The sequence below is a fragment of the Psychrobacter sp. P11F6 genome (assembly GCF_001435295.1).
Lineage (GTDB): Bacteria > Pseudomonadota > Gammaproteobacteria > Pseudomonadales > Moraxellaceae > Psychrobacter.
Genome location: NZ_CM003594.1, coordinates 947,779 through 961,519 on the forward strand (window position 1 = coordinate 947,779; position 13,741 = coordinate 961,519).

Sequence of the window (13,741 nt, forward strand, 5' to 3'; positions counted from 1 at the left end):
ATGAGGAGTTTATCATGACTAAGAAAATCAGAACCTATAGTGCAGCATTCAAAGCTGAAGCCGTTAAAAAGATAGCAGATAATAATGGCAATGTTTCAGCGACTGCAAAGCAGCTTGGCACAGCCATGCAGACATTATCTAACTGGCAAAACAAAGCTGATAAAGGCAAGCTGATCGGTACTAAAGAATATGATCCTGAGCTCATGGCTATACTAGAAGAGAATAAACGTCTTAAACGTGATCTCAAAGTTGCTCAGGAAGAGCGAGATATTCTAAAAAAGGCCACGGCGTACTTCGCGAAACACAGTTGATGAAGTACGTCTTTATCAAGGATAACCAGAAGATATTTAGCATCACCTGTATGTGTCACATATTAGATGTCAAGCCCTCAAGCTATTATAACTGGGTAAATCGTGGTGTTAGCAATCAGCAGATTCACCGCAATCAGTGTGAGCTGCTGGTGCGCGTGGCTCATGATGAAACTAAGCAGCGCTACGGCTGTGAGCGATTGCATGCTCATCTTGCAGAGCAAGGCCATCATATCAGTCAATACATGGTAAGAAGCATTAAAGAAGAATACGGCATTGTTTGCCGTCGTCACAAGCGTTTAAAAGTTACCACCAACTCAAACCATAACAAGTTCATCTATCCAAACCTGCTCGATCAAAAATTTGATACCAGTCGTCCTAACGAAGCTTGGGTTAGTGACATCACTTACATATGGACAGATGAGGGTCGGCTATACTTAGCAGGGGTTAAGGACCTCTACACTAAAGAGCTGGTCGGCTATGCTATCCACAAGCGTATGACAGCAGATTTAGTTTGCCGTGCATTTAATATGGCCATCAAGAACAAACGACCCAACCAACGGCTGATTGTGCATTCTGATAGAGGCAGTCAGTACTGTAGTTATGACTATCATAAGATCATTAAGAAGCATAAATTTAAGGGCTCAATGTCTAGACGTGGTAATTGCTTTGATAATGCTCCGATAGAGAGTTTCTCGGGTATATTGAAAAATGAGTTAGTGTATCATCAGGATTATAAAATGAGATTCGAAGCTATCAATGACATCATTAAATATATTGAGCTTGAGTATAACCAGACTAGAATCCAAAAGGGTTTGGGCTATAAAACGCCAAGACAGGTGTGGTTTGACTTTTATCATCAGGCTGAGTAACTAAAATCTCCCAAGTCAATGTCTACAGATTTGACAGCATAGGTCAATCCTGTGGACGATTGATCCCCTAAAAGTATTATAAGAAGAGATAAAATGAAATATGTGTTTGATAAGCAATTAGAAATGATTAATGACTGGTGCATGGTAAAAAATGTACAGCGGTTTAATCAGTTAAGTCAAATCATTTATATTGATAAGTCTATTGGTGATGGCTACTTTGAACGTTATGATTTCGGTAGCATTGGTCTATCACGGGTCAATTGCTACTTTCATAGAAATCATCAATTCATTAATCCTAATTGCCAAACCAGTTATGTTTTATACATTGTTTTGCAAGGGAGCTATGAATATCAGCTAGACGACAAAGTGACTATAGAAGAAAAAGTAGGAGTAAAAGCAACAGTAAAAACAGAAGTAGGAACAGAAGTAGGAACAGAAGTAGGAACAGAAGTAGGAACAGAAGCAAGGCAGGTAAATAGAATCAAGCTAAAACAGTTTGAGCAAGTAACGATAAATGCGCCTGCCATTTGGTTAATAAAAGGCGATTTAGGGAGATTGAGCACAATTATTAGCGCTAAGGAAGACATTAAAGCCTTATATATTGAGCTAGATAAAGACTTTGTTGGTAAATTAGCCGCACAAATAGAGCAGCAGACAGATGCCAATAACTTAATCATATCCAAATTAATGACTATGTCCGATTCGTCAATTCTACCTTTAAATCTGACTACCAAAGCGGCAAATTTTGTAATGCAGGGCTGGGAGGTTTATAACACGCCTAGTCCCACTGATGATATTAAATTTATGGCACTACAAGGACAATGCTTAACCTTTACGAGTTTATTATTGAAACAATGTATTACTGAAATAGGCGGGGCTAAAGTACAGGCTCTTAATTCTGCTTATCAAGCCAAACTGCTTCTTGATGAGTTTTACAATAAGAATTGGACGATACGAGAGCTTGCGCAAAAAACAGGCACAAATGAATGTTATTTAAAGGCCGACTTTAAGAAATTAACGACTCGAACGATTGGTGATTATCGAACTCATAAACGCATGCAGTTAGCCATGAAACTATTACAAGAGAGACAAAAAATTGCTCCAATTGCTAATCAGCTTGGTTTTAGTAGTACTCAATATTTTCGTCGGGTGTTTTACAAGTTTTATGGCTATATGCCGGATTAATATATGATAAATTGATATAAATCAATAGCTTTCCCGATTTTACTAAATAATTACGTATAGTCTAAAAATTTGTGTTAACTTTGTAATTGATATTGATTATCATTAACATTGTTTTTCATTTATGTTACTTTGGATTTATATATGTTGCCTAGCAAATTATCTTCCCTTCAATATTATCTCAGTGACCGTCATCTCAGTAAGGATATCAAAACGACTAACAAATTTAATGCTTTATATATACCCTCCTTATATCTAGCGCCATTACTCAGTTTATATATTCCTATCACAGCATTGGCAGTCCCATATGAAAATAGCCTGTCCTCAAATGTGCAAACCTTTAATGCGGAACAATTTGCTGAGAAGAAAGAGCTCGCTGAACAAAATAATGGTATTAATGAAATGACATCTGATGACATGCCTACTGTCACCCTTGATGCGATTACTGTTAATGCTCGAGGTATTGAAGAAGACGAGTTAAAGACCCCCTTTGTGGTTGATACGATTGACGCGCAAGAAATTGAAGACAAGCAATATGTGACGGTAACAGATGCTTTGCGAGATGTACCTAGTATAGATATCCACGATGGTGGTAATGTGGGCTACTCGACACTATGGATGCGTGGTACAGGCTCGTTAAGTATTACCAGTCTTGATGATAATTCTGTTGATGTCCGAATAGATGGTATCAGTAATGGTAAAACGGGATTGGCACGAAACTTAATTGATGTTGAAAAAGTTGAAGTCGCAAAAGGTCCTCAAGGGACAATATTGGGTTCAAGTGCTGAGGCTGGTGGTATCATTATCAAAACCTTTGACCCATCAGATTATACAGAAGGCAGGGTCAGTGTGGGTGTGGGTAATCATAATCTTAAGCGTGGCGAGGCGATGCTAAATCTACCTATAACGGATAATGTTTCTTTTCGCATTGCAGGTATGCTGGAGGAACGTGATAATAGTCTGATAAAACGAGAAGATGGCAAACCGCTTAATAAAAAAGACAAACAAGGCATACAAGCCAAGTTGCGTTGGCATGATGATAACGAAGACAATAATGTCGTCTTAACCGCTTATCATGATGAGCAAACCAATAATGTTCCTGTCCTACAAAAAGATTTTGATACTTATAAAGTTGCCACGTTTAATCTACCACATGAAAATACAAACACCGCTAAGGGCATGAATTTAGTGGTGAATAGTACCGCTTTTGATTTTGCTGATATAGAGTCAAAAACAGGTTATCACCATTATGATAGCGATATTCTGCGCCCCTACCTACCGCCAGAGATGTTGTCCTTACAATTCAGCGGATACCGAATTCCAGAAGACCAACAGCCCATATTCAGTGAGGTTCTTACCCATCCTGATAACAATCGTCAATACTTAGAGGAATCGATTAAACAGGTTTCGCAAGAAATAACATTGGTCTCTAAGCCAGAGAGCGAAGTCCAGTGGGTCGCAGGACTCTACTTCGCAAACAAAGATAGGGTGTGGAAAAACGATGCCCGAATGAACTTAAATGACATGCCAGATGGGTTATTGAAAAACAGCACTCTTGGTAGTGCGAACAACGCAATTACCGATAAAACATTTGATACTCAGACGAAAGCCATATTTGGTGAAATAACGTATCCTGCGACCGAAAGTCTAGATGTGATAGCAGGGCTACGTTTGGCAAATGAAGAGCAAACACACGATGCCGTTTGGCAAGGCAATGATAATAACCCATTGGGTAATGATGTAAAAAGTGGCAGTAAAACGCTGGAGGACACCGCAACGACGGGACGCTTTGGTTTGAGCTATGCTATAAGTCCTAATTGGCGGGTATATGCGCTACAATCACGCGGTCATAAGTTCGGTGGGTTTGCCGATTATGACAATAACATGGCTTATGGTAACCCCCTTGCATATTACAAGCCGACGACAATTGATGCCTCTGAGATTGGTACAAAATATCGCAGTGCAGACAATCGCTTAAATTTGGGGTTGGCACTTTATCGTAACAAAATGAAAGACGACCATATGAGCGTAACAGCCTCACCTCCTGAATATAAAAGTGAAACGTTCAACGTTGATAGCCGTAGTCAAGGTATCGAGCTATCCGCAGATTGGCGAATAACCAATAATTGGCAGATAAAAACCCAACTTGCCTACACCGATGCAAAGGTCACTGATGCTAGCGAAGTACCACCACCCGCTAGTCCGGGGATGTTACCGCTAACGGCAGAAGATAACCACATGCCACAAGTGCCAAAATTCAGTGGCAGTATTGGTATGCAATACAACGATGATTTACTGTTTACATTGCCAGTATTTGGTAAAGCGCAGTGGTTCGCTGATGCAAAATATCGCTACGTGGGTGACCGTTATGCGCAAGCGTACAATGGTATTGAGCTTGAGAGTTATGGTTTGGTTGACGCTAGTCTAGGACTCACCAGCTACAACCACGAACTAAGCATTTGGGGTAAAAACTTAACAGATGAACGCTACGAGCATATAAAAATATATCCGATGAATGTTGGTATATTAGGAACTGATAGAAGCTATGGTCTTAAATATAGTTATTACTATTAAGACTGTCACTACTATTAAGGTAACAACAGATGAAAATATCTTCCAATCGCAAGCCTTGGGTTTTGCTTGCCAGTATTTATATCACTCAGTATATCGGGCTGGCTTTTATTTTTGCCTCTTCCGTTGCCATCATGCGTGACATGAAGATGCCATTAAATAAAATTGCTTTATTAAACTTCATTGCCTTACCGTTATTACTGAAAATACTTTACGCACCGTTTATAGACCTTATTCGACCCTCATTTATGCACAGACAGTTACAAGGGCGTTATCGCAGTTGGTTACTTATAGCGCAGTTTTTAATGATGATTTTATTGGTTATCATCGGTATGCTAGATATTGCGACACAGTTTAGTCTAATGATAGGATTAATGCTTGTTTATGCTTTGGCCGTGAGCGTGCAAGATGTTGCGGTAGATGGCCTTGCGAACAAAATCTTTAGTAAAAATGAGCGGCAACGAGCAAACAGTGTGCAGTTCTCTGGTAATCTTGTGGGTAATATTATTGGTGGTGGCCTGATACTTATGGCATATCCTTGGCTACAATGGCAAGGGTCACTGCTTGTGCTAGCGTTATTAACAAGTATCTCATGGTTACAACTGCTGCGTTATGTAGAGCCGACAATAGAGTTACCAGACAATGCTGATACCCGCACAGCCGCTACGCAGTTTGTGCAAAAGACGTCTTTAACGCGCTCGTTAGTTATCTTATTAGTCGCCATGTGGCAATTTATAAGAAGTAATCTGGCATGGTTTATTTTATTAGTAATTTACCCTGTCGGATTTAGTGCCGGTTTTACCCTATTGAATCCAATACTGGTGGATGCGCACTGGACGTTTGCAGATATAGGTTTTGTGACTAAAGTATACGGTTCTGTGATTGGGGTGATTTCTGCGCTTAGTGCCAGTCTTCTTATTGACAAAATGGGCCGAGTTAAAACATTGCTCGTGTTAACGGTAGCGCAAGCTTTGGTACTGATGTTATTTTTACCTCTAAGCTATGGTTACACCAATAAGCTTATGGTATATAGTGCAGTGACCACCTACTTTTTAGTAAACCCTGCACTCATGGCGACTGTTGCCACAATTGCGATGGATAAAGCCAGCCTAAAATCTGCCAAAGCCACGTTCTTTACCTTGCAACTGGGTACTTTTTCTTTTATGGGCTTTGTTTGTGCAGGTGTAGCGATGACGGCAGCCAATACGTTTGGCTACAGCAAAGTGCTAATGGCAAGTATCTCTCTCACCCTCATCATTGTCTTATTTATGCGCGCAAAACAAACCATGTTTAATAGCTAGATCTCAGTCACTTAATCTAGGGCGTGTCTTCATTTACAATTTATGGGCTAAAAATGGCTATATTACCGCCAAACTTTGTCTAATTCGTAGTCAATATGTCTATATTAACTGCGAAATCATTCGCGTTTGACAACAATCTATCTCATTTTTATCTCTATAATCCAATTGGAGACATGCCCTAGACAGACCCTAGTCTTAATCAACCTTAAAAGTAGTACACGGCAGATGATTGCAAGTACTACAGTAGTAGGCTAAGCGAGTCTTACATCGTAACTCTTTAAGGGTAGGCAACTATAGTATCGCTTCTACACATTTTCTTCTATTACGCTAGGGTCTGTTAATTGTTTAATAAACCCTAAATTCTATTCACTAGCACAGCACAGGTTACCTTATGCCAGCAACCCCCCCCTATACGCCGATAGCAGATATAGATGCCAAGTTAGACATCATCGAGCATCTTAATCAAGACCATATCGAAGAAGTACAAGCGATTGCAGCGTATTATTACCCCGATTTAGCAATTACAAATCCCCTTATTATAGATATTTATAAAGAAGGGATGCTGATATCAGCACAGGTAAATAATAAACCCCAAGAGTTGTTTGTCGATTTTAAACTTGAAGGTGATTTAGAAGAACAGGTGCTTTATTTGGCATATACTGCGATGGCGGAGCAAGGTCGCGATTTAACAGGTAATAAAAAGCATTACTTTGAGGTGATTGGTAAACAAAAATTAACGCCAAACATGACGCGGTTGACGCTACATAGTGAGACGCCGCTACCAGAAAATTATGCCGGCTATGCTTATGGAATGATACTAAAAGTACTGAATAAAACACCCCTTCAGCAGACAGTAGCAGACAAGCAGCAAATCACCTCGCTAACCACCTCCATAAAAGAACAGGTTAATAAACAAGTAAAAAAACGAGGCAATCAAGCATTCTTATGGCTGCTTAAAAAAGTATCTAGTGATAGAAGGCAAAAGATTGTAAAAACCATCAATAAAGATATTCGTCTGTACACACTACGCTCGGCTTGGAAGAGTAAAAAATCTGATTTTAATAATCAAGGTTATATGGATGTGTTCACGCATGGAAATAGTGCAGGTAGCTTATGGATTGAAACAGTAAATTTGGGCGATATTGTTTTTAGTCGTACAGAAACCGATGACAAGCACGCGCATTTACAGGAGGGGCAAACGGTGTTAATTGCTGATGAAACGGCTTATCCTGCTTTGGCGGGTATTCTGGACTTTTGGCAAAACGATATACCGCCTCATATTGTTATCTTAAGTCAACAACCGTTAGAACAAGATTACTTTGACGATAATGAATTTCCGGTAGGAGCGACTATTCATCGTATTGTCAGCCCATATAATCAACAAGGGTTAAAAACCCTTGAGATATTAAAAGATATTGAGTCTATAGACGGGGTATGGGGCGCGTTTGAAAGCAAGGCGTGTAAAGTCGTGCGTCATTATTTACGTAATGAGCGCCAGTTAACTGGCAAGCAGAACCATATTAAAGGATATTGGAAAGCCACTACTGATTGATATGGCTAGGCGGCTAGTCCAGCCTAGCTGCCTAGCTGTATATGTTTAAACTTTCTTCGGCATACTATGGCAAGAACAAATGACGACACCGCCAATCCCACTACCATTAATAACCATATGTCTTCAACGCGCAGTCTCATTATCCAATTAAATTTAATAGAGAGGATAACGACGGGAACAATAAATAGCCAATAATTGATAAGTATCACCAATAAGGGTTTTACGAAATCTTCAAAACCTCGTAAAACACCACTGATGAGCATTTGCATGGCACTAAAAAATTGAAAAGCAGCGCCATATGTCATCAGAATGGTGGCTATCTCTTTTACGCCATCGTCATTGGTAAAATAGCCCACTATCTTATCATCGTAAACGACTAATAAGGCGGCCATAATCGTTGCATACACCACCGTAACCAACAGGGTGAATATTGCCACTTTTGCAGCGTTTGACGCATCCGCTATACCATTAAAGTAGGCGATGCGAATCGTTGTTGCATTCGCAATAGCCACAGGAATCATAAACGCAATCAAGGTGATGTTTAAAACAATTTGATGCGCAGCAATGTGCCGAATACTGTAGGTGGAGATTAAAAAAGCCAACACGGTTAACGCCATGACTTCGAGTAAAAAAGAAAAACCAATGGGCAATCCTTCTATGAGTAAGCGTTTACTGTCTTGTTTGTCTACAGAAACATTATTACCAGAGACCGAATGACCAGCACTGGCAACCCAAGGTAACTGTTGAGTAATCTGTTTTTTTAAGAACATACAAGCGATATACCCACTTACTGCCGTCGCCAGTCCGCATCCCATCCCACCCATTTCAGGAAACCCTAAAAAACCATGGATAAAAATAACATTCAGACAAGCGTTCATAATAACCAGTAGAAAGCTCACTAAAACAATAGGTTTTAGGGTACTATTCCCTTCACCCGTTATTCTATACATAAGCATATGAATAATACCTGGCATCCCAAGGCCAACAAACATTAAATAATTTCTCGTGATTAAACTGACCTCGTCATCTTGAATAAACCAAGTGACTGAAAAGGCTAATAGTTCAATGATTACGAATCCAATAATAGACAGCCAAAAAGCAACGTTTTTGGCATGTAAAAAGAGCTTTTGAGCCGCTATATGTGTATTGCCGTGATAAATGTTATTGGCATCGGCGTTATTGGTATCAACAGTATTGTTAAGGGCGGCAAATTTAGGAACAAAGACATATAACACACCCGTAAAAAAAAGAAAGACAGGTGTCCATATGGCACTGCCTAAACCCACGGCGGCTAGATCTTTATAATTATATTGTCCAGCAACCATCGCATCAACGATACCGAGCGAGGCTTGGCAAAGCTGTATGAGTATCAATGGAATAGCAAGCTTTAAAATAGGTTTAATGATGGTAGAGTTTGTCATTTTAAATAGGCTTCAAAAAATAAGGCGATAGGGGTTTATTACTAAATGTTGGGCGGATACCAGCTTTTATATTGGGTACTTATGCTGCGTTCTTATATACGGTTCGATATATCAGATGGTAGTTGTTGTATACTCAATGGCATAAGTGACTATTTGTAGCATCTCTTTGCACACCTCACGATTGTTAAAATAAAAATGACCGCCTGCAAAAACGTAACTTCCTAGCCAGTTTTCACTATAAGCTGACCAAGCATCCATTTTGGTCTTGTCAGCTATATCCGTGTCGTCATCGCCATATAATGCCAGTAGCGGCACGGTGGTCTTCTTTGGATTGTCTGCTAATAATCTATCGTTCACTAAAAAATCATTACGCAAAATACGTAAAAAGAAAGATAAGGTGTTTTTGTTGTCAAGAATTGCTTTTGGTGTGCCGTTATAATGCGTTAATGCCTCAATTAACTCCTCATCCGTTAATAAATGCTTGAGTGGCATATGCCGAGTATGCTGATAGCTTGGTCTACCACTGACGATAATGAGACTAAGAAAGGGGCGAGTAGACGCATCTAAATAATTAATGACTTTCCAGAGTAACGCTGCTCCCAAACTATGCCCAAAAAGTGCAAAAGAGTGCTGTCTTTTGCTAACGTCTCGATTGATATTTTCAGCGATTTCTTGGGCAAGAACGTCTGGACAATCGCATAATGGCGTGCTCATTTTAATACCATGGCCTGGATATTCTACTGGTATCACATTAAGATAGCTTGGGAGTAGTTTTTGCCAAGCGCTATACAACATAGAGCTACTCCCTGCTGGCGGTAAACAATACATATCATATGTCGTCATGCTTTCCTTTTGTACCCTACGTTTTTTATCATTGATAACGCCTTAAGCGCTTACCGGTGACGTATTTTGAGCGTTATAGAAAGTGTCCCGGTAACAAAAATATAACATTGCCACTTTTTCGGGCATATCAAGCTCACCTTGAGGCTCATAAGACAAAGCGTTCAAGATCTTCGACATGGGTTTATTCTTGCTATCAGGCTCTACGATAACTTTACGAGCGCGACTGTTTTGGAATATAAAATCCGTTAGGCACCGTATAATGGGTTTAGCATAGCCTTTACCGACGACGTCCGTTTCTCCTAGTAGGATATGAAAGCCCATATCTGCCGCCTCAATATCATAATATAAACGGACACGATCTCGGGCCGCTTCATACACTTCAATGTACCCCACAGCCCTACCATTTATCGTTATGAAATAAAGCCTTTGATGGTCGTCTACAATCATCTTTTCATAGTAGGCCAGTAGTTTAGGCATCGGCTCATTTAATTGCCATTGCGGGATAACGTGTTCTTTATGCATCCAGTCATATATCAGTGGCATATCGTCGGGGTATTGAATTTTCCTTAGTCCATATACTGTGTCCGCTATTTTTTTTTCATAATTATTTGGCAATATTTGCGATAGGGTTGGCATATCAAGCTCTCTTTATTATAGTAAGGCTATTGTAAAGCTTTGGGTAGAAAGTCTTGGAACGCTATTTTTTTCTCTACTTGATAATATTCTTCACCCAATATTTGGTTGATGATGATCGAGTTTCTATAACATCCCATGCCGAGATCCGGCACAGAGATACCATGAGAATACAAGCCAACATTTTGCACAAAGATAGTTTCGTCATCATCTATGCTATAGTTCCGAGCGATTTGATAACGCCCCTCCGTATCATCTCTATTGATTTTTTCAGAGATAGAATGGATAAATTCTGGTGTTTTATATTCGTAGCCTAGTGCTAAAATCAGTGCTTGGGTATCCATCTTAAATTCTTTATTTAAATCTAGATGATTCAGTTGCAAGGAGAGTGTCTGGTCATTTTTTTTCTCTACATCGTTCAAGCGTACGTTAATGAGCATGTTGACATTAATCGGACTTTTTTTCGCTTTGATATAGAGCAAGTCATAGATATCATTAATAAGTTTTAGGTTAATGCCTTTATATAAGTGATCTTGTCTACTAATCACCTGATTTCTGGTACTTTCAGACAATGAAAAAAAGTAATCTGTATAATCAGGCGAGGTCATCTCTAAAGACAGCTTACCCAAATCCATCGCAAAAATACGATTGGCCATGGTTACCCAGTTAAGCTCGTAGCCATAGACATCTATATCTTGCAATAAATCATAGAAAATCTCTGCACTACTTTGACCACTACCCACGATAGTGATAGATTTCTTCTGCTGATATTTAGGTTTGTTTATTGAATAATGAGCGCCCAAATTAATGTCTTCTTGATCTATTTTACAAAAGTCAGGAACAATAGGAGCGCGGCCTGTACCGAGGGCGATGTTTTTCGTTTGCACGGCAAAATTGGAGTCTGAGCCGTTTTGTCCGAAAACGGTATATAGCTTTTGTTGCTCGTCATATGTTATATCGGTGACATGACAGCTATAGTTTAGATTCTCTAATTGATTAGATACCCATGAACAGTACTGGTTATATTCGGACCTTAAGGGACAAAAATCTTCTCTAATATAAAACTGATATAAACCGCCCGTCTTTTTTAAATAGTTAAGATAAGAGAATCGGCTGGTGGGGTCTGCAAAACTTACCAAATCGGCTATAAAAGGAATTTGTAAGGTGCTCCATTCGGGCATAATACCTGTATGCCAATCAAAATTAGGCTTTTTTTCAAAAAAACAGGCAGTTATGTCTGTTAAATCATTAGTCAATGCAGCCATACCTAAATTAAAAGGTCCTAGGCCAATGCCAACTAAATCATAAATCGTATTATTCATGTGATTGTGAGAGGTCATTATTGTGTCCATTTTTTAACGGTTACTTATAGTGAATTATTTTTATTGATTAGAGACGGGCTTAATTTGCCAATCAGGCAGTGCAAATCAAGCCAATTACTTACGCACTTTACCGACCAAGGTATATTGAAAGTCGGTAACCAGTTCTAATTCGTCAGGTAACTTATAATGGGCAATGTTCTTTTGCATAAGATGGGTGCGTAAGGTCTGCAGCGTTAGGGTACGGCTTTCATCTTTTAAAACAACAAAAACCTTTATTTTTTCTCCTAATCTCGCATCTGCAATGCCCACGACAGAGGAGTCTTTCACGGCGTCATGTGTTAGGATTAAATTCTCTAATTCACTTGGTGCTATCTTCTCGCCAGCCCTATTAATTTGCTCTTTGCCACGCCCCGTTATGACAATATTTTGCTGATTATCAAGATAGCCCAGGTCGCCTGTTTTATAAAAACCATCGGGGGTAAAACTGTCTTTATTTATCAGCGGTGAATTGTAATATCCGTTGATGGTATAAGGCCCTTTAGTCATAATTTGACCCACCTCGCCATGACTTAATACGCTCCCGTTTGGCGCAATAATGCTAATGACGTCACGGGGGGATAGGGGACGACCTTGCGTATGGATGATGGTTTGTTCATCGTCGTCTAACCTTGTGAAGCAAACGAGCCCTTCTGCCATCCCATAGACTTGTTGCAGCGTAATGTCTAACGTTTGCATCACCTTTTTAGCCATTTCGGGAAGCAATTTTGCGCCTCCCACTTGTATCACCTTTAAGCTGGATAGGTCATACTTAGGGAGGGCAGGTGAGTTAATCCATAATGACATCAAAGAAGGCACTAATGAGACTTGGGTAACGTGTTGGTTTTGCATGAGTTTAAAGCACTGTCTGGGGCTGGTTTCAGCGGTAAGAATGACAGTCGCCCCTTTATAAAATACGCCTAAAAACCCCGGAGAGCTCATCGCATAGTTGTGCATCACAGGCAGCACTACCAACTGCTTTGTTTGTTCATTGACACCCGCAATATCGGCGCTCATTTTAACCGAATACAGATAATCGGCATGGGTTCTAGGAATGAGTTTTGGAATACCGGTGGTACCACCTGATAACTGTAAAAAAGCCACTTTGGTTGCACTCACCTCACTGATATCTAACGGCTGATGGTCTTCCGTTATCATAGGCAGTGACTGCTCTATTGTCTCTTGAACAGTAATGGTTTCTCTGTACCAAAGCGTGAAATTGGGATAAGCAAATTTATTTATTATGTCCATCGCATCATCTTGATGAGCATTTACAGATTTTATTTTGATATAACCCACGGCTTTGCTCTGCTTAGCAATATTTTCAATTTCATAGGCGCCATAGCCATCTAAACAAAATATGGGCCTTGCGCCGATGGTATAGATGGCAAACAAGACAATAAAGAACTCAATCGTATTGGGCGCTTGTAGAATAATGAAGTCATCTTTTTTGAGATTTTGAGACTTCAGGTAGCTACCAAACTGTCTAGCCTTGGTATAAAGCTCAGTGTAGGTAAGCTGCTTGTTGCCATCAATAACCGCTGTGTTGTTGCCATATTTTTGTTGGATATTATCTAAGAACTGGATGTGGTTATGTGACCGCCACAGTCCTTCTTTCTGGTAGGTCGAAATTCTTTGTTTATCAAAAGAGACATAGTCACTTTCTAAGTCTGCCGTTAAGTCTTCGGTTGCAAGCATTA

Annotated in this window: 10 protein-coding genes; 5 read left to right on the forward strand and 5 right to left on the reverse strand. The window is 39.7% G+C overall.

Going from position 1 to position 13,741, the window contains the following annotated elements; genetic code table 11:
- Window positions 1-14: 14 nt before the first annotated feature.
- The 5 genes from AK822_RS04025 to AK822_RS04045 all read left to right on the forward strand — a co-directional run bounded on the left by AK822_RS04025 (window position 15) and on the right by AK822_RS04045 (window position 7,786).
- A protein-coding gene (locus tag AK822_RS04025; RefSeq protein ID WP_087945557.1) for an IS3 family transposase occupies window positions 15-1,180 on the forward strand; the annotation gives its coding sequence in 2 pieces (ribosomal slippage) (window positions 15-273 and window positions 273-1,180; 1,167 coding nt in all).
- Window positions 1,181-1,273: 93 nt separating this feature from the next.
- Window positions 1,274-2,365, forward strand: coding sequence for a helix-turn-helix transcriptional regulator (locus tag AK822_RS04030; RefSeq protein ID WP_060490646.1), 1,092 nt, complete (start codon window positions 1,274-1,276; stop codon window positions 2,363-2,365).
- A 141-nt stretch (window positions 2,366-2,506) separates the two neighbouring features.
- Window positions 2,507-4,936 (forward strand): TonB-dependent receptor, encoded by a 2,430-nt coding sequence (locus tag AK822_RS04035; protein ID WP_060490647.1) that lies wholly within the window; start codon window positions 2,507-2,509, stop codon window positions 4,934-4,936.
- Between the two features lie 29 nt (window positions 4,937-4,965).
- Window positions 4,966-6,234: an MFS transporter gene (locus tag AK822_RS04040; protein ID WP_087945558.1), complete on the forward strand. Its 1,269-nt coding sequence runs from the start codon at window positions 4,966-4,968 to the stop codon at window positions 6,232-6,234.
- A gap of 391 nt (window positions 6,235-6,625) precedes the next feature.
- Window positions 6,626-7,786: a siderophore-interacting protein gene (locus AK822_RS04045; protein WP_060490648.1), complete on the forward strand. Its 1,161-nt coding sequence runs from the start codon at window positions 6,626-6,628 to the stop codon at window positions 7,784-7,786.
- Between the two features lie 23 nt (window positions 7,787-7,809).
- Here the strand turns inward: AK822_RS04045 and AK822_RS04050 are convergent, their stop codons facing one another.
- The 5 genes from AK822_RS04050 to AK822_RS04070 form a co-directional block, all read right to left on the reverse strand.
- Window positions 7,810-9,207, reverse strand: a complete 1,398-nt coding sequence (locus AK822_RS04050) for an MATE family efflux transporter (RefSeq protein ID WP_060490649.1) — start codon at window positions 9,205-9,207, stop codon at window positions 7,810-7,812.
- Between the two features lie 111 nt (window positions 9,208-9,318).
- On the reverse strand, window positions 9,319-10,050 hold the full coding sequence (locus AK822_RS04055; RefSeq protein WP_060490650.1) for a thioesterase II family protein: 732 nt from the start codon (window positions 10,048-10,050) through the stop codon (window positions 9,319-9,321).
- A gap of 42 nt (window positions 10,051-10,092) precedes the next feature.
- Window positions 10,093-10,686 carry a GNAT family N-acetyltransferase gene (locus AK822_RS04060; protein WP_060490651.1) on the reverse strand — a complete coding sequence of 198 codons (594 nt, stop codon included), beginning with the start codon at window positions 10,684-10,686 and terminating at the stop codon, window positions 10,093-10,095.
- A 26-nt stretch (window positions 10,687-10,712) separates the two neighbouring features.
- Window positions 10,713-12,023, reverse strand: a complete 1,311-nt coding sequence (locus tag AK822_RS04065) for a lysine N(6)-hydroxylase/L-ornithine N(5)-oxygenase family protein (RefSeq protein WP_226950300.1) — start codon at window positions 12,021-12,023, stop codon at window positions 10,713-10,715.
- A gap of 96 nt (window positions 12,024-12,119) precedes the next feature.
- The gene (locus tag AK822_RS04070) at window positions 12,120-13,739 is read right to left on the reverse strand and encodes a (2,3-dihydroxybenzoyl)adenylate synthase (protein ID WP_060490652.1); all 1,620 of its coding nucleotides are present in this window, start codon (window positions 13,737-13,739) and stop codon (window positions 12,120-12,122) included.
- Window positions 13,740-13,741 lie beyond the last annotated feature (2 nt).